This window comes from Paraburkholderia sp. RL17-383-BIF-A (genome assembly GCF_046028015.1).
In the GTDB taxonomy this organism is placed as follows: domain Bacteria; phylum Pseudomonadota; class Gammaproteobacteria; order Burkholderiales; family Burkholderiaceae; genus Paraburkholderia.
In genome coordinates this window covers 22,449-44,080 of sequence record NZ_JARESR010000014.1, presented here as the reverse complement: position 1 = coordinate 44,080, position 21,632 = coordinate 22,449, and the positions used below count along the sequence as shown (strand labels likewise).

The following is a 21,632-nucleotide window of genomic DNA, read 5'->3' as shown; positions in this document are numbered from 1 at the left end:
GCTGCAGTAATCGTCGTGCTGTGCCTTAATGGAGAGGGAATGAGGGCGAGGCATGGGAAATGATTGCCAAAATAAGAAATTGACTTCATTGAAATTGCGGCTAAGATGGAACCTTAATTGCTGCAGTGCAATACGTGAACGGGCGACGTCCGGCCCTACTTTTTTGGAGTCGAATATGACCACCCTCATCCCCGAACAAACAATTGCCGCGACGAAAACAAGCCTCGACACAGCTTTCGGTCTGGCGAGCAAAGTTTTTGAAGGATTCGAAAAGCTCGTCGAACTCAATTCGCAGACGGTCAAGACGACGCTTGCTGAGGCGCAAGGATTCGCGGCGAAGTCCCTTACAGGCAAGGCCCCGCAAGCAGCGTTTGCAGTTGAGGAAGACCAGCTGCGCGCCGGTTTTCAGAAGAGTCAGGCCTATTGGACCCACGTGAAGGAAATCGTGTCGAGCATCCAGGCTGAATTCGAGGCGGTGGGCAAATCGGTCATCAAACAACCTTCATTTGACGCGAAGGCGTGGTTCGACAACATGTCGAAAAATGCATTGCCAGGCGGCGAAGCGTTTTTGGCGGTCTGGAAGTCAGGTCTCGGTGCGGCGAACCAGTCTGCTGGCGCGGCGTATGCAACTGCCACGAAGGCGACTAAAAAGACTGTCGAAGCCACGGTGAGCGAAGCGTAGTAGCCGCTTACGCCCGGAGACCCTAACACTGGCGCGAAAAGGCTTCGATGAGCTATAACAATGAAGCTCCGGGTCGAGTAGTAGGGGAAGGAGTCCCAGTCGAAAGACCGGGACTCTTAAAATGAAACGCGGCATAGAAGCCTGCGTGTTCGAAGTCTTAGCGCATAAGCCTGACGGTCCGGACAACCAAAGAAACGGCTGACTGCAGTCATCGCGACTCGTAGGCCGTTACCTCTTCGGGAGATTCGTAGATGTACGTTGCGACGTTTCGCCGGTGCAGTGCATCACCTAGTTTCATTCGGAGAAAGCTGCTCGTGGTGTACCGTGTTACATCCGAGTAAAAGCGCGAGACGAGACCAGTCACCATGTCCGAATATGCGTCGATGACCTCCGGAGCTATCGAGAAGTTGTCATAGTTAACGATAGCGTGAGGTCTCACCTTGAGGCCGGACAGTGCCAATTCAACCTCAGCGCGAATAGCTTCCACGTCCTCTTCAGTCGCGACCTTGTGTCCCTCGAAGTTGATGAACAGCATATTTTTGTCCGCGTCGTAGCTGAAGCGCTCACGAAGTCTCAGTCGCAGAAGCACGCTTCGCAGGCCCATCGGCTTGCTTTCGAAAATGCGGGCGTCCATGAGGCGCGGCGGCGACTCTATGATGGGCGCGAAGCCCATCTGTGAAATGATGTCCCTCTGCAAGTCGACCCCTGGCGCAATTTCCACGAGTTCAAGGCCGCCCGGACTCAGGGAAAAGACGCAGCGTTCCGTAATGTAGAGAACAGGCTGGTGGCGTTGATTCGCGTAGCGACCGCCGAACGTGCGATGCTCCACCTCGTCCACGAACTTCCGACAGACGCTGTCCCGATGAATCGTCAACCGACCGTCTTTGATACTCACATCGAGGTTGCCGGCGTTAAACGTGCCGAGAAAGACCACCTTCTTCGCGCTTTGAGAAATATTGATGAAGCCGCCTGCACCTGCCAGCTTTGGGCCGAACTTGCTCACATTAATGTTGCCTTCGCGGTCAACCTGAGCCAGTCCGAGGAATGCAATGTCCAAGCCGCCGCCGTCATAGAAGTCGAATTGGTACGGCTGGTCAATGATGGCGTCAGTATTGGTCGCCGCGCCAAAATTCAGCCCCCCTGCAGGTATCCCGCCGATGACGCCAGGCTCCGTCGTCATTGTGAAAAGGTCGCATACCTTCTCCTCGTTGGCGACGCTTGCTATGCCTTCCGGCATCCCAATCCCAAGATTCACCACGCTGTTGGCCATCAGTTCGAACGAGGCTCGTCGTGCAATGACTTTCCGCTCCGTCAAAGCCATTGGGGGAATCGAACCGGCCGAAATGCGAAGCTCGCTTGCAAAGCCAGAACTGTAGGGTTCGGCAAAGGTCTGCCAGTGGTTTTCAGGCTTCGCAACTACAACACAATCGACCAGAATGCCGGGTATCTTGACCTGTCGAGGATTCAACGTGCCCGACTCTGCAATTCGCTCTACCTGTACTATCACGATGCCGCCGGAGTTACGCGCAGCCATAGCGATTGACAGCGACTCGAGGGTGAGCGCTTCCTTCTCCATCGTTACGTTCCCGTTTGCGTCGGCCGTAGTGCCGCGCACGATAGCGACATCGATGGGGAATGTCTTGTACAGAAGGCAGTCAGCGCCATTGACAGATATGAGGCTTACCAAATCTTCTATCGTTTTGTCGTTAAGCTTGCCGCCACCGTTTCGGGGGTCTACGAATGTACCGAGCCCGACTATCGACAGGTGGCCAGGTCGATGCGCCGCGATGTCGCGAAACAGCTGTGAAATTACACCTTGCGGAAGGTTGTAGGCTTCGATATGCCCCTCGACAGCCAAGCGTTGAAGCTTCGGCACAAGCCCCCAATGGCCACCGATGACTCGCCGAACGAGTCCTTGATGGGCAAAGTGGTTCAATCCCTTCAGGGCGCCGTCGCCCTGTCCGCCAGCATAAACAAGCGTCAGGTTTCGCGGGGCATCGTTCTCAAGACTGCCGGCGTCAAGAAAAAGTTGTTCAAGCGCAACCGCAATTTCCTCTGCAAAACCGATTCCGACGAACCCGCCAGTTGCCACCGTGTTGCCTGGGCGAATCAGTCTGACAGCATCTTGAGCGGTGACAATTTTTCCTCGTCCAACGCTTTGCATCGACGCCGGAAATGGATGTTGAAATCCTGCATTCATATTTGCCTCCAGACCGCACCGGTGAGGAGGCCTCCGGCGCTATGTTTTTGTTCAGCCATATTGCGTGCCCCGACCGGGCCCCGCGATGCTGCTCTTACTGCATGAACCACCCGTGGCTTACGACAAACGACTGGCCAGTCAGGGCCGCTGTCGGAAACGCTGCAAGGAACAGCGTCATCTGAGCGATGTCTTCAACGGTGGTAAATACTCCATCAACCGTGCCGCCTAGCATGACGTTCCGGATTACATCTTCTTCGCTCATCCGAAGTTCTCGTGCCTGCTCTGGAATCTGTTTGTCGACCAGAGGCGTGCGGACGAACCCGGGACAGACCACGTGCGAACGGACGTTGTGAGCCGCGCCTTCCTTGGCCAAGGTCCGCGATAGGCCAAGAAGGGCATGTTTGGCGCTGACGTATGCGGACTTCAGTGGTGAGGCGAGATGCGAATGGACAGACCCCATGTAGATGACGACACCGCCACGATTGTCTTTGTACATGTGACGTAGTGCGGCCTTGGTTGTCAGAAACGCACCGTCCACGTGAATGGCCTGCATCTTTCGCCAGTCAGAATATGAGAAGTCGACAATGGGACTGACTATCTGAATGCCGGCATTCGATACCAGAATGTCCAAAGCCCCAAACTCCTCCACAATTGCGTCGACGCCAGCATTTACTGCCTCCTCTGAGGTAACGTCCATGAGCACTCCGGTGGCGCGGCCGCCAAGCTCACGAATCTGCGCAGCAACCGCATTGGCCCCGTCGGCATTCAGGTCTGCGATGCCAACTGCTGCACCCGACCGAGCCATCTCGAGTGCAATCTCCCTTCCTAACCCGCTTGCGGCGCCTGTCACAAGTGCAACTTTGCCGGACAAATCAGCACTGAGCTTCGTCATCTCAACTCTCCATGCATGCAAATATGGGCAACGACCGGACAGCGAGGTCAGATGCCCTTGGTCATTTAGCTCATTCGTACGAGTACACGCCTCGTCGGGCTTTTTTGCCCAACCGTCCCGCTGCGACCAGTTCGCGTAGAGTGGGCGCCGCTCGGTACTTTCCGTCACCGAAATCCTTCAGCAAGACATCCATGACGGCTAGGCACACGTCGAGGCCAATAAGGTCCGCCAGCGCGAGGGGGCCGATTGGATGATTTGCGCCGAGCTTCATACCTTGGTCGATTTCTTCAGCCGACGCGACTCCCTCGCCGAGCAGGAAAAATGCCTCGTTTACCATCGGAATGAGCAGCCGGTTTACGACGAAGCCTGGGGAGTTGCGAACTACGATGGGTGTCTTCCCAAGCTCCGCGACGAAGCTCGCACCCCGGGCGCTTGTGGCGTCATCCGTGGCGACGCCGCGAACCACCTCAACAAGAGGCATGAGCGGAACCGGATTGAAAAAGTGAATGCCGATGAACCGGGCGGGGTCAGGAACATCGGCCGCAAGGAGCGTGACGGAAAGTGAAGACGTGTTCGTCGCAATGATTGATTCGGGACCGGCTATTTCAGCCAGCTTACGAAGGATGCTGCGCTTCAATTCAAATGCCTCAGTCGCAGCCTCGATAAGCAGGTCTGCGCCCGCGAGGTCCGCGTAATCGGTCGAGAATTGAATCCGACCGATTGCGTCCTTCGCGTCGCTATCGGACACGGCCCCCTTCTTCACCATCCGGCTTAAACTATCTGTAATCGAAGCCTTCGCTCGTTCGAGCGATTGCGGCTGAACGTCGACTGCGATTACGCGCTTTCTGTTCAAGGCGGCGACCTGCGCAATGCCACTGCCCATGGTTCCGGTTCCGACAATCCCTACCAACTCGTTGTTTGCCATTTCAACCTCTCTTCAATGCCGGGAGTCCGGACGTTTAATCCCATAGGTCAGCCAAAAGTCCACGCTTCTTGCGATGCGCATCCGAACTCGCAGGTGTACGGCGCTGCCAAATTCAACCCTTCGCGTCTACCAGCACCGCCATCAGTAGCGCGTCTTCAGTGCCACGATTCACCCAGGCATGATTTGTCCCGCGTTGCACGACCACATCGAAGGGCTTCAGGTCATGCTCTGTCTTGTCGAGTACGAGCGTAATCTGCCCGGACAGCAAGATGATGTAATCCGTCGTTGAGCTTTTGTGCATGCCAGGGTCGCGACTCGTATCGGGCTGTGCGTGCGGTGCGTGCATCCTTTCAAAGAGGTCACGCCACGCCTTTCGCTTTTCCTCAAGGCTCAGATGCGCCAACTGTGATTGAGGCGGAATTTGAAAGTACCGAAAGACGGTGCCACCAGGAACCGGCTCGAGGCTCTCCGAGGCTGCGCCGGCATCGTCGGTTGCGCGGTGGTTATGCGGCGCGGGGTCGGTGGTCCATAGTTCAGTCAAAGTGCCAATGACGTTGGTCGCCGTGCCATCGAGCAAAGCGTACGAACGACCCTCTTCATCGTTGTGGGTAACAATACGGCGAACGGGAACTAGCATGTCTGTCTCCTGGTTTTAGTATTCCGAGCACTTCAGTTCGACGGCGCTATGAAGCGCGCCTTTCGCGCATGGCAACTACGGCCGCAAGCACGACTAGGCCATAGACCACTCCTCTCGAGGCGACGGGTAACGATGAGCCGGAAAGCAGCGTCGAAAGCGCAGTCAACATCAACGCTCCACCCATCATGCCGATGTAGTTACCGCGTCCACCGGTCATCAACGTCCCGCCGACCACAACGACAGCGATAGATGTCAGCAGGTACGGGTCCCCCATATCGTTAAATGCCTGACCGGTAAAACCACTCAGCATCACGCCAACGAGCGCACTGCAGACTCCACTGAGCGCATATGTCAGGATAAGGATTTTGGTAACGGGGACGCCTGAGAATTTTGCGGATACAGGATTGCTGCCGACTGCGAATAGTCGGCGTCCATAGACGGTGCGGTGCAGAAGAAATATGGCGAATGCGGCGAACGCAATCAGGAAGTAGACGACCGGGGTCACGCCCAATAGCTGTCCGGTCATCAGCCAGCGGATGCTTGGGGGGGCAAAGCCTGTCGGCGCTCCGTTGTCGTAGACCAGCGCGACTCCCTGCAAGATTCCGTTCATGGCGAGAGTCATGATGAGCGGGGAAATCCGCAGTACAGCGACACCAAATCCGTTTATCGCACCTATTACTGCGCCAAGCAACAAGACCCCTGGTACGCCCCAAAGCGCCGCAACGTCGGAGCCATTGGTCACGCCTGTGAGTACGACACCCGCCAGCGTAATCGTGAAGGGAACGGACAAGTCAAGGCCGCCGCTTAAAACGACTGCCCCTTGGCCGAGTGCGAGAATTGCCAGGAAGGATGAAAGCACTAGCAGCGATTTCAGATAACCGGCGATTCCAACATTGGCGCTGAACAGAATAAACGTTACCGCGAGCAGCACAACGAGCCCCACATATGACGGCAAACACAGCCTTAAGGTTTCGCGGTTATGGCGAAGGCGCTCGCGCAAGCTAAGCGCGGGCAGGTCATCTTTCATCGACGTTGTGCTGTCGGAAGCCGAGTCACGGCGAGCCGCCGGGGTCGCCGGTGCTGAGCCTTTAGAGGACGCGCCGCGTCGAGCTGCGGGAAGGTGCAAAAGCCTGGACCACCGCAATCCGGTTGAGGTTCCCAGCACAGCCAGAATCAGAATGCCACCTTCGACGATGGTGCTGTAGTAGGTCGAGACGTTCAGAACGAGCAGCATGTTCGCAATGAGCGTTACGGAGAATGCACCGACGACGGTTCCGAAACAGCCACCGCGACCTCCTCCCAACGGGGTCCCGCCAAGAACAACAGCGACGAAGATTGGCAAAAGCATCCCTGCACCGACGAGCGGGTCGCCGCCGCCGGTCTGGGCGGAGAAGAATACGCCGGCCGCCCCGTAGAAGCATCCACCCAGAACATAGGTCCAGAACTTGGCGCTACGGGTCGGAAGAGCCTTGAGATGCGCAGCGCCTTCATCACTGCCGATGGCGTACATCATCGTGCCGAACCGTGACTTCTTCACCACGTACCAGACGACTAACGCAACGCCGATGACAACCAGCGGCATCGGGATGTGGCCGTTTGCAACGTCGCTAGTCAATGCAGTGGTGAAGTCCGGGGGTACTGTTCCACCAGGTTGCTTCAGGATGAGTAGTGTCACTCCCTGCGTGATGAACATCGTTGCCAGCGTAACCACAACTGGCTGAAGCCGAACGTAGGCCACAAAAAAACCATTGACCGCACCGACACAACCTCCGGCGGCAATAGCGAGCAATGCCCACAGAACCATCGACCCAGCCGAGGTACCCACCTGCGTCACGAATAGACAATTTGCAAGTGAGAGCACCGCGCCGGCCGACAGGTCCAGACCACCGCTTACGATTATCGCAGTCTCCCCCATGGCAGCCAGCGCGAGGCTGACCGTCCCGGACGCGGTCGAGCTGAGGTCGCTGTAGCCGAAGGGTTGTGCGAGGCTCAAATCGAGCGCGCCGAAGACCACCGCTAAGACAGCAAGCGCGACCAGCAATCCGCGAATCGGTGCGAGCCGAATGCGAGGGGACTTGTGGTGCGGATGGGGATGAAGTGTCGTGGTTGTCACGATGCCTCCTTCTCATAACTTTCGTTGGCAGCCGGCCCTGACCCGCCGAGCATTGCCGTCGTGATGGCATGCTCGTTCGTTGAACGGCCATCGAGCTCAGCGACGACGCGACCTGCGTACATAACGAGAATCCGGTCGCATAGGTTCGCCACTTCCGGAATTTCAGTGGAATGCAGCAGAACTGCACCGCCCGATGCAAGGTAGTCGTGCATGACCTGGTAGATTTCGAGCTTTGCGCCGACGTCCACGCCTCGCGTCGGGTCGAATAGCAGAAGCACGCGACTATCGGCGAGCAGCCATTTTGCGATGACGAACTTTTGCTGGTTACCGCCGCTGAAGGCCGACGCAGGCTCATACAACGCGCGAAGGTTCCCGCTCACGCGTCGCAACGCGGCCGCCACGGCCGCCTCCTCCTTTTGTCTGTCAATCTTGCCCCGTCGGGCGAAACGCTCGATTGTCGGCAGCGACACGTTTGCACGGCCAGAAAGATTCAGCGCGAGTCCTTCCGTCTTGCGCTCCTCCGGGACTAGGCTAAGACCAACACCAGCGGATATTGCATCTTGCGGCGACCTGACCGTCACCTCTTGTCCGTCAACCGCCAACATCCCTGAATCCATCGGCGCCAGACCGAACAGCGACTTGAACAGTTCAAGCTGTCCCATGCCCTGCAGCGCCACCACCCCGAGGCATTCACCCGGGTGGATGTCGAACGAGACGTCGTGCAACCGGCTTCCCGAACGCAAATTACTGACGGCCAGTCGAGGCACAGTTCGTCCCTCAATGGGCGCCGCTCTCGGCGGAAACGCCGCACCCAACGTACGTCCCATGATGAGGCGAAACACTTCGTCATTGCCTATTTCATGCGCGTCGAATGACCCAACGCATGCGCCGTTTCGGAGTATGGACATGCTCGTACAGAACGCTCTGACTTCCGGCATCCGGTGGGTGATAAGTGCGACTGTGATACCTCGTCGCGAGCATTCGGCGATTTGCCGACCCAGCCAGTCGACATCCGAACTTGTCAGGGCAGAGGTCGGTTCATCCAGTAGCAGTACCTTCGGAGCCTTCGAGATTGCACAAACGATTTCGAGCTTTTGCCGCACGCTCAGGTCAAGCTCCTGAATCTGCTGCGTCGGGTCCACATCCGTCATGTCGAACTCGGCGAGGATTTGCTCCGCCCGCTCGTCGGCCAGGCGCTTGCTACGCAGCCCAAAGCGAGTCGGCTCGTTAGGTAGCAGGAGATTCTGGGCAACCGTCAGGTAAGGGACCTGCGACAGTTCCTGGAATGCGGTAGCAACCCCCGCGTTCTGGGCGATGCGAGGTCCACCCAGCTGAACCTCCTGTCCCAGAAGACGGACCTTTCCTTCGTCAGGCTGAGTAATGCCGCTCAGCACCTTGATAAGCGTGGACTTGCCGGCACCGTTTTCGCCGAGGATGGCGTGAACCGCTCCCTGCCGCACGGAAAAGGTGACGCTGTTCAGGGCAACTGTCGCCCCAAAGCGCTTCGTGACGCCATCTACGGCAAATGCTTCTGCGTTTGCGTTCATCTCTAACTCCCTCAGCTTGGCGGGGGCAACTAGGCTTGCAGCGCGACTGCGTCCATGCCTGTTATTTCGATTCAGGCTCGCGGTTAAGCGCGGCATGGAGGCCAATTTCTGGGGTGTCCGGGCTGAAGATGTTTGCGAACCAGCCGGGAGGAACGAGCGAGGGGTCAAAGGTGTTGCAACCGTCCTTCATCTCAACCCACGAGCCGGTCTTGCAGAGCTTCACCGTCTCGGGAGTGACTTCGACTAGCGGCATGACTGTCGTCTTGGGAACGGATTCGCCGGCAAGTACCTTCAGCGCCAGCTTGAGCGCCAGAGCGCCAGCGGCAGGATGGCTTTCGATGGAGATTCCAGGCCCGCCCATCGCGGTGTAATCAGGTTTTGCGTTAGGTACGATGCCCGTTTTAAGCATCGCGACACGCATACCGTTTGTGCCTTCCGTTCCGCATGGAACGAGTTTGTCCGCCGGAGTGCCTGCCTCACGTTGCATAGACCATGACACGTAGCATGCTGCACCGCCCCAAACGCCACTTACGTCGGACCATTTGCGCGTTGACATTGTCTCGGTCAGCGCCTTGCGAGCGACGGCGGCTGACCACATGCCGTTCGGTTCGCCGACTATCTTGATGTCGGGATATTTTTTGAAGACGGCATGCGCTGCATCATTGCGCTCGGTGTCGACGGTAGTTCCAGGTACGCCTGTGATGAAGACAAGGTTGCCCTTGTGGTTCATCTTGGTGGCCACCCATTCAGCGCTGTCTGTCGCGAGTTTCTTCTGGTCGGTGAAAACGTTATAGGCGCAAGGTTCCGTGACTCGCGAGTCATACGCAAAGACGACGACCTTCTTCGCGCAAGCAGCACGAATCGCGGGGTTTAGAGCCGTTGGCGAAATCGGATAGACGATGATGATGTTCGCGCCGGCTTGAACCATCGCGTTGATTTGCTGGATTTGGCGCTGTACGTCCGTCCCGGAAATCTGGGTCTTCAGTTCCACCTTGTCGCTATGCGCCTTGGCCATGGCTTCGACCATGTTTTGGGCTTCCGTTTGCCAGTCGTTCCCTGAGTAGCTCATGCTCAGGTAGGCCTTGTATTTGTCCGCCGCATGCGCGAGGCTGGGCCCGGCAAGCGCGGCTGCAAGGAAAAGTGTTGCCGTTGACGCAAGCGCCGACAATCGTAGGAATCGCATGTCTGTCTCCTGTGTATTTTGCTTTTCGAATCGCGCACAGGAACTACAGGTTCCTCTTGGTGGCGAATCACTCCGGGTAGATTGACGGAGTGATTCGATGGTAAGGATGAGCCCCCAGCAGAACGAGGTCATTCGGGGACGTGAAAATGTCTATATGGGACACGGATTACGCCGAAGTCGCCCGGCGCCTTACCTATCAAGCGTTTCCAGCCGGTATCGGTGATTTCACCTAGGTAGTGGAGAGGCGTCTGGCGACGAATTGGACCGCTTAGCCTAAGAGGATGCCGTGCCGATTCATCGCGGGCGCGATACTGCCAGAATCAGGCCCGGAATTCTCCTGGCGCCTTGCCAGTCCAGCGCTTAAACGCCCTGCGAAAGTTTGCGGTTTCAGTAAAACCAACCAAAACGGCAATGTCGTCCGTACTCATCTTGGTCGTGCGCAGATACTCGGTGGCAAGCGAGCAGCGCACGTCTTCAGTTATCTCCGCAAATGTCAGCCCCTCGGTCTCCAGATGCCGCCGGAGAGTACGAGGTGCCATGTGCAGTTCTCCCGCAATGGCCTCCATCGTCGGGAAGTGTCCTGGAGTACGCATCAGCAGCTGATAAACCTCTCCGGCCGTTCCGCTCGATGTCTTCGCACGGCCAATGAGGCGGTCGCATGTATCCTGAAGCAGGGTTGACGTGAGTTTGTGTGCCAACTGGGGCTTTTGGTCCAGCAGGGTCTGCGGATAGAAAAGCTCGTAGGCACCCTGTTCAAAGAAGCAGGGACATCCGAGATACTCCTCATAGAGCGAGACGTGCGCCGGCGCCGGATGCGCGAAGTGAGCCTTCATCGCCGTGCAGTCTCTGCCGGCGACATCCTTCAGATGAGTAACGTGTTGGGCAAACTGCTGTTCAATCAGGAATTCTTTCAGTTCTCTGGATGGCCCCGAAATGAACGCGTCAGGGAATACCCACACCGCAGCATCTGGGTCCTCGCGCCATTCGATTGTTAGCGTTGGCGTCGCCAGCTTGTGATATTTCACCCCTAGATTGAAGAAGTCCCGGATGGTTACACTGCACATCAGCGCATAGCCGTACATCCCGTACGCGGACAGATGCATCCGAAGCCCAACCTTAAACGGGGTGGCTGGGTCTGTCGAAAGCCGCACTGCGTTCTGACATACGCTCAAATACTGCCGAACCGAAGTCTGCGCATCCGGGTTGTGGATGTCAGTTACTTCAAGCCCGCTTCCGCGTAGGCACTCCTCTACGGAGAAACCCTGCTCAGCGAGCGCCTCGACAAGCATCTCAATCTTGTATGGCGCGTAGATGCACTCATTGAGCAGCGGCAACCTCGCTGACATGTCCCTCTCCGGTGTCCCATTTGAACATAATGTTGTCCCAAACGGACCTTATCGCGCAAGCCCCGTCTATCTAGTATCGGTTCCACAAGCGCAGCCTCATCCGTAGCGCTGCGAGACTAGACTGGAGACAACCGTGCAGAGAAATTTGAATGTTGTGGTCATCGGCGCCGGCCTTATGGGTCACGGCATCGCTCAGGTCTTCGCCGCCGCCGGGCATCATGCGACGATTACCGACACAAATAACGACATCCTTCAGGCCGCCCCTCGCCACATTACCCACAACCTCGAGCAGATGGGTGTCGAGCACGCGTCAGTGCTCAACAATATCCGGCTGGAAGGCAGCCTCGAAAATGCGGTCTCGGACGCAGACCTCGTTATTGAAGCAGCTCCAGAGCGAATTGAACTCAAACAGCAACTTTTCCTCGCAGTGTCGAAGGCGGCCCCCTCCACCGCCATTCTGGCAAGCAACACCTCTGTCATCCCGATTACTGAAATCGGACAACTGCTCGACGAGCAGGCCCGCAACCGACTCGTCGGAACGCACTGGTGGAACCCGCCGCATCTAGTACCACTCGTGGAAGTAGTAAAGACAGAATTCACCTCCGATGCTGTGTTTGATGTGACCTTCGACATCTTGGCCAGCGTCGGCAAGTGTCCCGTCAAAGTCTACAAGGACGTACCCGGGTTCATTGGGAATCGGCTTCAGCATGCCCTTTGGCGAGAAGCTATTTCGCTCGTGTATAGGGGCGTTTGCGACGCGGAAACCATCGACACGGTTGTCAAGCAGAGTTTCGGAATGCGGCTTCCAGTTCTAGGGCCGATGGAAAACGCAGACCTGGTCGGACTCGAACTGGCACGCAACGTCCATCGAATAATCTTTCCAGACCTCGACTGCACAAAAGAGCCGTCCCCGCTTCTCGAAGACCTTCTAGCGAAGGGCCACCTTGGCATGCGCAGCGGCAAGGGCCTGCGCGAGTGGACGCCCGAGGGCGCAGACGAAGTCAAGCGCCTGCTCGCACTCCATCTCATCGCCGCTATTGATAGCTGAACCGCGTACACCTTAAGCATTCTTCAGGAGCACCATCGTGAGCAAGCCCAACCGCAAGGTCATTATCTCCTGCGCCATCACCGGCGCGATGCATACGCCGACGATGTCGGAATATCTGCCGCTGTCACCGAAGCAAATCGCGGAACAGTCCATCGAAGCCGCAGAAGCCGGTGCAGCCGTGCTGCACCTTCACGCACGCGACCCGGCCGACGGAAGGCCGTCGCCAGACCCCGCAATATTCGAGCAGTTCATTCCGCAGATTGCTGAGGCAACCGATGCCGTTATCAACATCACTACCGGCGGCAGCACGCGCATGACTCTCGAGGAGCGGCTGGCTTATCCAATGAAGTTGAAGCCAGAGATGTGTTCTTTGAATATGGGGTCGATGAATTTCTCAATTCACCCAATCGCACGAAAGATTACTGAGTGGAAGCACGAGTGGGAAAAGCCCTTTGTAGAAGGCATGGAAGACCTTATCTTCCGCAACACTTTCAAAGACATCAAATACATCCTGCAAACGCTAGGCGATGAAGGTACGCGCTTTGAACTCGAATGCTACGACGTCGGTCATCTGTACAACCTCGCGTACTTTGTCGACGAGGGTTTAATCAAACCACCGTTTTTCATCCAGTCAATCTACGGCATTCTCGGAGGCATGGGCCCGGACCCGGAAAACCTCGCGATGATGCGGACCGTCGCGGACCGTCTCTTCGGAAGAGGCGTCTATGAATTCTCGATTCTTGGCGCGGGGCGGCACCAGATGTCGTTGCTCACGATGGGCGCCATCATGGGAGGCAACGTTCGAGTCGGGCTGGAAGACAGTATCTATCTGGGAAAAGGCGTCAAGGCTAAGTCTAACGCCGAGCAGGTCAGAAAGATTCGACGCATTCTCGAAGAGCTGTCTTTGGAGATTGCAACGCCAGCGGAAGCGCGGGAAATCCTGAAGCTCAAGGGCCGTGACAAGGTGTCGTTCTGACCTTGCGAATCAAATTCATCTTCGGTCTCGGTGCGCGTGAGTTGTCGTTGCCACAGCCACGTCACCAAGGGGCCAAATTTTATAGCAACTCGCCCTGCTCGCCGGAAGACATACGTCTCGTGTGCCTATCCCTGCAGCGATGAAGGAACGCGAGACACAAAGGTATGGAGACATCATGGCCCGCACATCACATCTACCAGTCGATATGCCAACCGGCGGAAATCTGCTCAGTATGAGCGAGGACGCGGTTTATCGAAAGATTTCTCTCCGGATAATGCCGTTACTCTTCGTATCGTATCTTCTGGCATTCCTCGACCGCATCAATGTCGGATACGCACAGCTTCAAATGAAGACTGACCTGGGCTTTTCCGATTCGGTCTATGGCTTCGGCGCGGGCATCTTCTTTCTGAGCTACCTGTTGTTCGAGGTTCCTAGCAATCTGCTGCTCGAGCGTATCGGAGCCCGGCTTACGCTGTTGCGCATCATGTTCCTGTGGGGTGTGACTTCCGCGGCCACCATGTTCGTAGTCACTCCAACACAGTTCTACATCGTGCGCTTCTTGCTCGGGCTTTTCGAAGCGGGTTTTTTCCCGGGAATTATTCTTTACTTGACGTACTGGTATCCCAGCACACGACGCGGCGCAGTGACGGGGCAGTTTATGTTCGCGATACCGGTCGCCGGAATCATCGGCGGTCCAATTTCCGGATGGATTATGGGGTCAATGACGGGCGTCGGCGGATTGAATGGATGGCAGTGGATGTTCCTCCTGGAGGGCCTCCCGACAGCGGCACTCGGTATCGTGTGCTACTTCGCATTGAAGAATAAGCCGTCAGAGGCAGGCTGGCTGAACGATTCAGAGAAGGTTCTGGTACAGCGTGTTCTGGAGTCTGACGCGGCCGGCTCTGCGCCGACGCATGCCAGCGTGGCGACTGAGTTTCGTCGTGCTGTGACCGACCCGCGGGTCTGGATTCTGGCGTTCATCTACTTTGCCACTGCTTGCGCCAACTACACGTTCACCTTCTGGCTTCCGACAATGATAAAAAGTCTGGGCGTCAGCGACATCAGCCGGATTGGCTGGTATTCGGCGATTCCGTATGTGTTCGCCGCAGCAGGTGTGCTTTTCATCACCCGTAGCTCTGACCGGTTCAAGGAACGCCGTTGGCACGTAGGCGGTGCGCTCGTCGTTGCAGCAATTGCCCTCGCGTTCACAACGCAGCTCCATGCCTCGCTGGTGGCAAGTCTGGTTGTGCTGAGCTTTGTCGCCTTCTTCCAGTTCGGCGCGGGCATAGCATTCTGGGCTATTCCGCCGACCTATCTCAGCAAGGAAGCCGCTGCCGTCGGCATCGGCCTTGTCAGTTCGATTGGTGTCATCGGCGGGTTCGTGAGCCCGACGCTTCTTGGTTTCATCAAGTCTCACACCGGCAGCCTCTCAAACGGCATCTATGTCATCGCCGCGATAATGGTGGCAGGCGGTCTCACGATACTTTTAGCGCTACCGAAAAGCGCTGTTCGAGTTGGAGCGAACGTCCAGGATTGAACTGCCATTCAAGGAGTGACTTTGGGCGCGTCCGAAACAAGACGGACGCGCGATTCTTTTGACGATAGTAGAGGCAGTTTTCGTCAAGTGCCTCGAAGTCGAGGCGCACTTGCTGCAAAAAATAACTAGCAGCATTCCGTTACTACAATCCACAGAACCCGCCGACAATAAGGGCATGGGCGGACCACTAAATCTTGACCTGCGCGCGAGCCGAACTGCTCACATACGTTGAGGCCGGCGATGCCGACTAGCCGGCTGTCCGTAACGCGTCCACTACGATAGTCAGCGCCTTCGAGTATTCACGGCGATTGGGATAAAAGATGTGCAGTCCGGGGAAAGTTGGATACCAATCTGGCAGCACCCACAGCAAGCGACCTGCGGCGACATGTGGTTCCGCGAGGTCCTCTGGCACGAATGCCATGCCGGCCCCGTCGATTGCTGCGTTCAACATCTGATAGGCACAGTTAAACGTGAGTTGTCCATCGACCCGCACCTGGATGTTTCGAGCGCCTTTCCTGCGCGTGTCTCATGCGCAAGCGTCACATTCTAGCCCGGCGCTCGCTCGAACTGGCATACCCACCCGCTCGGTCAAACACTCATCGTGACGGCAGGCTGCGGTTGTCGCCGCAGCGTCGTAGCGTTTCAGCTCTTCGAGAATGACCGCGCGGTTGAAGTGCAATAGCGCGTCATCGAGGGAGTGCTCCAGCGCCCCGTCAAAGACGGATACCGTCGCCACGCTTTCATGTCCTCAATGGTCACCACTCTGACCGGGGATTTCGCCCGCGGTAACCGCCAGTTCCAGAAGCGGCTTCGATTTTGCCCTTACGAGGACTTCGCCATCGGGCATGACATGCCATACCAGCCGCGTACCTGGCGTCAAGCCCAGTGCTTTTCTGACTCCGGCAGGCACGGTGGTGCGGCCTCTGGTTGTCAGTCGCGAATCAGCAATGAATTTCCCCTTGGATGCTCGGGTGTGCACCAGTCAGTTTCCGTGTCGACGCTCCTTGCGTTGCGCTCGACGCTGGCGCAGTCAGCGAACGCCCTAAGGCGAACCGCTGTCGGTCAACGCTGTATCGAGGAGCGACCAACGATGTTTTAGCGCGGCGGTTTCTCAGCGGTTGTGCGCGCTACCCATCGGTCGCAGCTATTAGAAGTTGTCGCGTGCGCTTCATTACCCAAGCCACCTCCGCCTGCGAAAAGTCCCATTCGCCAGCGTCGACCTTCAATCTCACGCCTTTCTCGGCGCGAGTCAACGCCACGTCCGGCGGCAGACCCGAGCTAGCAATTTTTCGCGACGCATACGCGGATAGCTGGCTAGCTAGGTCCTCGCACGCGTCATAGCGTACCCACAGTTGCTCCTCCGAGAGACCGCTTTGATAACGCCCGTAGACTTCGCGAACGAGAACTTTAGGTTGAACCCCAGTTACAGAACCTGGGTCTGGCTCCCTCGGAAAATCATCGGGCACACGTCGGGGAGTCATATCTTCCTCTTGACTGTTGGGGGTCGTTTCCGTCGCGCATTCACAAAGAGGCGTCAAGCAGCTTGAGGGTACGTTGGCGAACAAGAGCTTGTCCTCTTCGACAGCGGTTTTGATTTTGCTCCATGCCGAGTCGAAGTCGGATGAAGCAGCAAAGACGCACCACTTACCTGTCGTAGGTCCGGAGAAAATAATTCCGCAGCTAGGGGATTTCCGCATCTGCCAGCTTCGACTGAAGTCTTCGGCTGGCCTGTCGGACGTCCTTGATAGCAGCTCTTCGATGCGCGATTGTTCATCCATTGATTGTCGCTTGCGACGAAAGTGCGGAGGGCCCGGAGTCTACGCTCACGACTTCGACCCCTGTGTATGCTGCTTTGCCTGAGAAAGATATGCCGGGGGCACTACCTGCGTTAGCCACACACCGTTGTCTGAACACGTGAATGTGTACCCGTCGGCACGCATCTGGGCGGCATCCACGACCAGTACCAGTGGAGGGCCGTGTCGAGCACCGACCTGTTTTGCCATATCCACATCCGTGCTCAAATGAACCGCGTGTCTAGTTTGAGCCGTCAACCCTTCAACGGCGATACTTTTCCAGTTACTCCAAGCAGTGCCGTGGTAGAGGACGGCCGGTGGTTCCATTTCCGCATATCCGAGATTCACCTCGACAGAGTGACCTTGGGCAGCGCGTATTCGCTTGCAATCCGATGAAATCGTGAACCGTTGTTTATCGCTCGTAGCGACCACAGCCACAATGAATTCTCTGGTCACGGTCGGCAGCGTCCTCAGCCGCTTTGATGCACCGGGGCTTCGCGCAGTACGTTCGATAGCGCGTATTAACACATCAATAGAGACCCACCCATGCTTATCGAGTTGGACACCAACCAACAGGGGCTCGTGACGCAAAATTTTCGATAGGAATTTGCTCACCGCAATATACTCGGCTGGAACGTGCATATCGGTATTCGGCATCGTCACCATGAAGAATTATTCGTCTCAGCGTCTCTCGCGGCGCTTTGTACCGCACAGCGCCGGTATTCGATTCAAGCAGCTAGCTACGCACGCAGATACCACTCACTAGGGCCGTAAATCCTGTTCCGTGTATCAATGTCACGCTTGTAGTCGAGTTCCTTCACGAAGCCCAGCGACTGCAGCACTTCGCGGGCGCGCATGAGGTCCTGCCTATCCGCCCAGTCACGCATGTAGACGCAGATGACGTGCCCAATGCGACCCATGCTGCGCAGAGCGGTGGACGCTTTGGCACACGTTAACTGGTCGCTCTCGATAGCGCCGCTAGTTTTGCTCCACACCTCGTCCACTTCGGCAGCGCCTACAAAGATGCACCATTTGCCTGTCGCATCAGTAGACGCGGAGCCGTCGTAGCTCGGGGACGTTTTGTAGTGCCAGTTGCAACTCAAGTCCTCAGAAGGCTTGCCCGATTTCCTTGACAACCGCTCTTCCACACCAATTCCTTCCTTCATTGAAGCCTCCTCGCGCCTTGCGCTTTTCCGTATCAATCAGCTTTGGCGAGCCTCGCGCGACATTGTTCTAGTTCTTTGCTGAGCTCATGTATCCGCGACTGCATGCCCACCGCTTGTTTCAGCAGCTGCCCGACTTCATGCCAATAGGCATATCCTAAGTCTCCGCCCTCCAAGCCCAGCTCACGGAACTTACGAAGCGCAATCTCGAGGTCGATATGGTTGTCAAAGCGCATCTTTTCCCCTTGGACTTCATGCTCCGCAGCTGGCAGTCGTCGGAACAGGACTCCTTCATTGATGTATCTCTTTTTGATGCGCAGCACGACCAAGGTAAGGACGGCGCCGGCCGCAGTCAAGACCAGCAGTCCGTAATTGTTGAGGGAGAAGGTCAAGAGCGCTTTCATGGTCAACAGACTTATGAACTGAGGTCTTGTTCCGTCGGAAACAGCCGAGCGTATTGCTCCACGAAGCTCTTAGCGTCCTCCACTACCGGTCCGACATCTCCAGCCGATAGCCTCTGAAGCGGCGTAGCACCGTTCAAGGACGCGATTGGGGTCGTGAAAAAGTCGAACATTGTCCACGAGTGGGTCTTGCCAAGAGCACGTATGACCCTTCTGAAGTCGTCGCGAAAAATCGTGGTCGAGAGAAAAAACGCTGGGTAGTAGGCTTCGGGACCAAAGAAGACTGGAAATAGTCTCTGCGATTCGACAAGCTTAGCCAGCTTCTTTTCTGTGAGGCCAGCCGAGATGCAGAAGTCGTGCTTCCGAAGCACTTTCCCTTGGAGCACAAGCGGATAACGCTTCGTGTTGGCATCACGGTACCTGGGGGAAGGCTTTTTCTCTGGCGCCCGTTCCGATTCAGGTTTCACACGCTTGCGAAGTCTATCTTCCTCCTCGCTAAGCGCAGGGAAGTCGATGCCATAGACCATAGCTTGGCCAACGGCCTTGCAAAGATGATTCTTGAACATGCGGCCAAGCGCCGCGTCAGGAATTTCGAGCAGCGTTTCGGCGACTCTCGGGTCAAATAGGATGGCGGCAATCGCAGCGCGATGGATGATATGTTCCACCCATTCGTTTTGGGGCGACGTTTCGGGCTTTGTCGCGCGCGTAGAACGCGGCATGTTCATTCCTTTACCTAAGTGAGGCTAAAACCTTTCGTCGCCGATTCAGCGATACGCAAATTTGCTGAGAGCTCTCACCTGTTTTCGAAGCTCATCACGCTTACCAACCGTGGTCTCTTAACACGATTACCGGACGCTATAGGCAAACACGGTCTCGCCTCCCCGTCGTTAGTTGAATACCAATACCTCACGACGTCAGCATCTTTGGCCTGAACCTCCTGCCACAACCCACTTACTCGACAGAGCGTAACGGAAGCGTCAGCTTCATTGCGAGCCAACAGGTGAACCGAAAAGCTGACATCGCCAAGTTGCAGTACCAGTTGAATCAGCGCCTCGGCACCGTCCACCACCCAACCATCCGCGCTCGCGCAGTCCACACCGCGAGAGGAGGCTACGACGAAGAAGTTCGGCGTGAGGTCCGTCCATCCAACGCAGCGCCACGCAAGAAGTGGCTGCATGAGCCTCTTCTTTATGGGATGTGGCTCTTCCCAACTACTGTCAGTAAATAGCATCAGAACGACCAAGGGAAATTCAGATTAGAACTAAAACAACGCAAAACGTTGTATACCAACATATCACGTTGTTACATCAAATGCTAGAAGAAGGGAATATGCGCGTTGACCAACGACACTGAATGTTGAGTAGTGACAGCGACTCCAGACCACACACTGAATAATCGACTCGGGCCTAGGCTCGCTCGAATTCGCATCGAACGGGGATATTCACAGGAGTATCTGGCTCGGCGACTAGACGTTCATGTGGAGACCATCAGTCGATTCGAACGTGGCACTGCTCTCCCAACTCTGCCCCGTTTGTTCGAGCTAGCTGAAGCATTGGCGGTGCCTGTGGCGGAGCTCTTGCAAGGCGAGTCAGCGCGACCAGTCGATGTGGGGCTAGAATTCGCGGCGCGCCTCGAGCGACTTTCGCCTGAAGACCAAACCTTCATGAAGAAGTGGTTCGAGGAAATGTGCGACCACCTTGGCAAGGCGCGCCGCCCGCGCAAGAAAGCAAGCTAGAACGGGTGTGGTTGGAGACCGGCGACAGGCTAGCTGCAGAACTGCCGAATTGAATCAAGCGTCCAAAGCAATTTGTAAGATTTGTAATTTCGCTAGCCGCGGTAGGATTTGAAAGGTAATTGACATATAAATGCCACAAACCCACCCAACGCTACCCGTACAAAAAGAGGCCAAAAAGCCCCCGGCCACATATGTGTTCGACTGGGCCTGGGCCGACGCCTACAAGCGCAACGGTCTGCCGTATTACCCGAAGCTGCTGTGCGCGGTGCCGTTCACGCCCGTGCAAGGCAACCGGTTGTTATCGGCGGATACGCATGCGCTCAAGCATCTGGCGGCCACGCTGATGGCGTTCGCGGAGCAGGCCGACGTGTCGTCGCTGCATGTGCTGTTTCCGACGGAAACGGAAGCCGACGCGCTCACCGACATGGGCATGATGCAACGCGAAGGCGTGCAATTTCACTGGCTGAACGACGGCTATCGCGACTTCGACGATTTCCTCTCCACGCTCGAACAGAAGAAGCGCAAGAACATTCGCGCCGAGCGGCGCAAAGTGCAGGAGGCCGGCGTGACGATGCGCCGGATTCGCGGCGAAGACATTCAGGACGCGGACTGGCGTTTCTTCAGCAAGTGTTATCGGCAGACGTATCGCGAGCACTTTTCGAGTCCGTATCTGAACCTCGATTTCTTCCGCATGATCGGCGCGTCGATGCCGGAGAATCTGCTGCTCGTGATCGCCGAATACGAAGGCAAGCCGATCGCGAGTTCACTCGTGGTGTATCAGCGCGACGCGAAAACCGGCGGCACGCTGTATGGCCGCTATTGGGGCGCGCTCGAACACGTGCCGTGCCTGCACTTCGAAACCGCGTACTACCAACCGCTCGAATTCTGCATCGAGGAAAAACTCGGCGCGTTTGAAGGGGGCGCGCAGGGCGAACACAAGATGGCGCGCGGCTTCCTGCCCACGGTGACGCGCTCGGCGCACTGGCTCGCGCACCCTGCTTTCGCGGATGCGGTCGGCCACTTTCTCGACAACGAAAAGAACAGCATCCACGCGTATGTGGATGAGCTGCGCGAACACAATCCGTTCAAAGGCTGAAGCGCGTTTATGGCGTGGTTTCTTTATCTGCTCGAATGCTCGGACGGCAGCGTCTATACCGGCATCGCCGTCGATGTGCAGGCGCGCTTCGATAAACACGTCAGCGGCGAAGGCGCGCGTTATACGCGTTCGCGCAAGCCGTTGCGGGTGCTGGCGTCGTTTGAATTGACGGACCGGTCGAGCGCGTCGCGCGCCGAGTATTGGGTCAAGCGGCTCACGGCATCGGAGAAACGGGCGTTGGCGGCAGGATTGCGCACGCTTGAGTCTGTGATGCCGTTGCCGGAGCCTGAAGTGGTTGTTGATGAGGGAACGGAACAGGCAACCGGCGCGTCCTGAACGAAGGCCGTTCGGCTTCGTT

General features: G+C 56.8%; 20 protein-coding genes and 2 pseudogenes. 8 read left to right on the top strand and 14 right to left on the bottom strand.

Translation table 11 applies throughout. The features are described 5' to 3' along the window. Positions 1–175 precede the first annotated feature (175 nt). Positions 176–682, top strand: coding sequence for a phasin family protein (locus tag P0D71_RS17755; protein WP_408481319.1), 507 nt, complete (start codon positions 176–178; stop codon positions 680–682). Positions 683–890: 208 nt separating this feature from the next. On the opposite strand, the gene P0D71_RS17750 is transcribed toward P0D71_RS17755, so the two are convergent. The 8 genes from P0D71_RS17750 to P0D71_RS17715 form a co-directional block, all read right to left on the bottom strand. Then, positions 891–2,882 (bottom strand): acyl CoA:acetate/3-ketoacid CoA transferase, encoded by a 1,992-nt coding sequence (locus tag P0D71_RS17750; protein ID WP_408481317.1) that lies wholly within the window; start codon positions 2,880–2,882, stop codon positions 891–893. A 94-nt stretch (positions 2,883–2,976) separates the two neighbouring features. Beyond that, positions 2,977–3,774: a 3-hydroxybutyrate dehydrogenase gene (locus P0D71_RS17745; RefSeq protein WP_408481315.1), complete on the bottom strand. Its 798-nt coding sequence runs from the start codon at positions 3,772–3,774 to the stop codon at positions 2,977–2,979. Positions 3,775–3,844: 70 nt separating this feature from the next. Continuing rightward, positions 3,845–4,699 (bottom strand): 3-hydroxyacyl-CoA dehydrogenase NAD-binding domain-containing protein, encoded by an 855-nt coding sequence (locus P0D71_RS17740; RefSeq protein ID WP_408481314.1) that lies wholly within the window; start codon positions 4,697–4,699, stop codon positions 3,845–3,847. 112 nt (positions 4,700–4,811) lie between these two features. Next, complete coding sequence (locus P0D71_RS17735) at positions 4,812–5,336, bottom strand: cupin domain-containing protein (RefSeq protein WP_408481313.1); 525 nt, start codon at positions 5,334–5,336, stop codon at positions 4,812–4,814. Between the two features lie 46 nt (positions 5,337–5,382). Next, on the bottom strand, positions 5,383–7,449 hold the full coding sequence (locus tag P0D71_RS17730) for an ABC transporter permease subunit (protein ID WP_408481311.1): 2,067 nt from the start codon (positions 7,447–7,449) through the stop codon (positions 5,383–5,385). Next, the gene (locus tag P0D71_RS17725) at positions 7,446–8,996 is read right to left on the bottom strand and encodes a sugar ABC transporter ATP-binding protein (RefSeq protein ID WP_408481310.1); all 1,551 of its coding nucleotides are present in this window, start codon (positions 8,994–8,996) and stop codon (positions 7,446–7,448) included. The genes P0D71_RS17730 and P0D71_RS17725 overlap by 4 nt, the downstream gene beginning before the upstream one ends. Before the next feature lie 61 nt (positions 8,997–9,057). Further along, positions 9,058–10,179, bottom strand: coding sequence for a sugar ABC transporter substrate-binding protein (locus P0D71_RS17720; RefSeq protein ID WP_408481308.1), 1,122 nt, complete (start codon positions 10,177–10,179; stop codon positions 9,058–9,060). 320 nt (positions 10,180–10,499) lie between these two features. Next, positions 10,500–11,525 carry an AraC family transcriptional regulator gene (locus tag P0D71_RS17715; RefSeq protein ID WP_406868092.1) on the bottom strand — a complete coding sequence of 342 codons (1,026 nt, stop codon included), beginning with the start codon at positions 11,523–11,525 and terminating at the stop codon, positions 10,500–10,502. Positions 11,526–11,658: 133 nt separating this feature from the next. Between P0D71_RS17715 and P0D71_RS17710 the strand changes: the two genes are divergently transcribed. From P0D71_RS17710 to P0D71_RS17700, 3 genes are all read left to right on the top strand, one after another. Beyond that, positions 11,659–12,573, top strand: coding sequence for a 3-hydroxyacyl-CoA dehydrogenase family protein (locus P0D71_RS17710; RefSeq protein WP_408481306.1), 915 nt, complete (start codon positions 11,659–11,661; stop codon positions 12,571–12,573). 37 nt (positions 12,574–12,610) lie between these two features. Then, positions 12,611–13,549 carry a 3,5-dioxohexanoate:acetyl-CoA acetone transferase gene (gene kce / locus P0D71_RS17705; protein WP_406868090.1) on the top strand — a complete coding sequence of 313 codons (939 nt, stop codon included), beginning with the start codon at positions 12,611–12,613 and terminating at the stop codon, positions 13,547–13,549. A 175-nt stretch (positions 13,550–13,724) separates the two neighbouring features. Continuing rightward, positions 13,725–15,086, top strand: a complete 1,362-nt coding sequence (locus P0D71_RS17700; protein WP_406868089.1) for an MFS transporter — start codon at positions 13,725–13,727, stop codon at positions 15,084–15,086. Between the two features lie 247 nt (positions 15,087–15,333). Here the strand turns inward: P0D71_RS17700 and P0D71_RS17695 are convergent. Further along, positions 15,334–15,603 (bottom strand): annotated as a pseudogene (locus P0D71_RS17695) (LysR substrate-binding domain-containing protein); the annotation flags it as partial. Here P0D71_RS17695 and P0D71_RS36155 point away from each other — a divergent pair. Next, a pseudogene (locus P0D71_RS36155) lies at positions 15,562–15,705 on the top strand (cupin domain-containing protein); the annotation flags it as partial. The pseudogenes P0D71_RS17695 and P0D71_RS36155 sit on opposite strands and share 42 nt — an antisense overlap. Positions 15,706–15,834: 129 nt before the next feature. Here the strand turns inward: P0D71_RS36155 and P0D71_RS17690 are convergent. The 5 genes from P0D71_RS17690 to P0D71_RS17670 all read right to left on the bottom strand — a co-directional run bounded on the left by P0D71_RS17690 (position 15,835) and on the right by P0D71_RS17670 (position 19,162). Further along, on the bottom strand, positions 15,835–15,996 hold the full coding sequence (locus P0D71_RS17690) for an AbrB/MazE/SpoVT family DNA-binding domain-containing protein (protein ID WP_408481401.1): 162 nt from the start codon (positions 15,994–15,996) through the stop codon (positions 15,835–15,837). A gap of 913 nt (positions 15,997–16,909) precedes the next feature. After that, complete coding sequence (locus P0D71_RS17685) at positions 16,910–17,545, bottom strand: RNA 2'-phosphotransferase (RefSeq protein ID WP_408481304.1); 636 nt, start codon at positions 17,543–17,545, stop codon at positions 16,910–16,912. A gap of 74 nt (positions 17,546–17,619) precedes the next feature. Then, positions 17,620–18,045 carry a putative phosphothreonine lyase domain-containing protein gene (locus tag P0D71_RS17680; RefSeq protein ID WP_408481302.1) on the bottom strand — a complete coding sequence of 142 codons (426 nt, stop codon included), beginning with the start codon at positions 18,043–18,045 and terminating at the stop codon, positions 17,620–17,622. A gap of 32 nt (positions 18,046–18,077) precedes the next feature. Continuing rightward, positions 18,078–18,434, bottom strand: coding sequence for a hypothetical protein (locus P0D71_RS17675; protein ID WP_408481300.1), 357 nt, complete (start codon positions 18,432–18,434; stop codon positions 18,078–18,080). A 23-nt stretch (positions 18,435–18,457) separates the two neighbouring features. After that, positions 18,458–19,162 carry a hypothetical protein gene (locus P0D71_RS17670; RefSeq protein ID WP_408481299.1) on the bottom strand — a complete coding sequence of 235 codons (705 nt, stop codon included), beginning with the start codon at positions 19,160–19,162 and terminating at the stop codon, positions 18,458–18,460. Between the two features lie 644 nt (positions 19,163–19,806). Between P0D71_RS17670 and P0D71_RS17665 the strand changes: the two genes are divergently transcribed. From P0D71_RS17665 to P0D71_RS17655, 3 genes are all read left to right on the top strand, one after another. Further along, positions 19,807–20,178 (top strand): helix-turn-helix domain-containing protein, encoded by a 372-nt coding sequence (locus tag P0D71_RS17665; protein WP_408481297.1) that lies wholly within the window; start codon positions 19,807–19,809, stop codon positions 20,176–20,178. Positions 20,179–20,308: 130 nt separating this feature from the next. Continuing rightward, on the top strand, positions 20,309–21,274 hold the full coding sequence (locus P0D71_RS17660) for a GNAT family N-acetyltransferase (protein WP_408481295.1): 966 nt from the start codon (positions 20,309–20,311) through the stop codon (positions 21,272–21,274). 9 nt (positions 21,275–21,283) lie between these two features. After that, on the top strand, positions 21,284–21,610 hold the full coding sequence (locus P0D71_RS17655) for a GIY-YIG nuclease family protein (RefSeq protein ID WP_408481293.1): 327 nt from the start codon (positions 21,284–21,286) through the stop codon (positions 21,608–21,610). Positions 21,611–21,632: the final 22 nt, after the last annotated feature.

Coding starts and splice junctions, on each gene's coding strand:
- P0D71_RS17745 (WP_408481315.1), bottom strand. CDS start 3,774: ATGACGAAGCTCAGTGCTGATTTGTCCGGCAAAGTTGCACTTGTGACA.
- P0D71_RS17715 (WP_406868092.1), bottom strand. CDS start 11,525: ATGTCAGCGAGGTTGCCGCTGCTCAATGAGTGCATCTACGCGCCATAC.
- P0D71_RS17755 (WP_408481319.1), top strand. CDS start 176: ATGACCACCCTCATCCCCGAACAAACAATTGCCGCGACGAAAACAAGC.
- P0D71_RS17720 (WP_408481308.1), bottom strand. CDS start 10,179: ATGCGATTCCTACGATTGTCGGCGCTTGCGTCAACGGCAACACTTTTC.
- P0D71_RS17750 (WP_408481317.1), bottom strand. CDS start 2,882: ATGAATGCAGGATTTCAACATCCATTTCCGGCGTCGATGCAAAGCGTT.
- P0D71_RS17735 (WP_408481313.1), bottom strand. CDS start 5,336: ATGCTAGTTCCCGTTCGCCGTATTGTTACCCACAACGATGAAGAGGGT.
- P0D71_RS17740 (WP_408481314.1), bottom strand. CDS start 4,699: ATGGCAAACAACGAGTTGGTAGGGATTGTCGGAACCGGAACCATGGGC.
- P0D71_RS17660 (WP_408481295.1), top strand. CDS start 20,309: ATGCCACAAACCCACCCAACGCTACCCGTACAAAAAGAGGCCAAAAAG.
- P0D71_RS17680 (WP_408481302.1), bottom strand. CDS start 18,045: ATGAAGGAAGGAATTGGTGTGGAAGAGCGGTTGTCAAGGAAATCGGGC.
- P0D71_RS17725 (WP_408481310.1), bottom strand. CDS start 8,996: ATGAACGCAAACGCAGAAGCATTTGCCGTAGATGGCGTCACGAAGCGC.
- P0D71_RS17700 (WP_406868089.1), top strand. CDS start 13,725: ATGGCCCGCACATCACATCTACCAGTCGATATGCCAACCGGCGGAAAT.
- P0D71_RS17670 (WP_408481299.1), bottom strand. CDS start 19,162: ATGCCGCGTTCTACGCGCGCGACAAAGCCCGAAACGTCGCCCCAAAAC.
- P0D71_RS17685 (WP_408481304.1), bottom strand. CDS start 17,545: ATGGTGACGATGCCGAATACCGATATGCACGTTCCAGCCGAGTATATT.
- P0D71_RS17655 (WP_408481293.1), top strand. CDS start 21,284: ATGGCGTGGTTTCTTTATCTGCTCGAATGCTCGGACGGCAGCGTCTAT.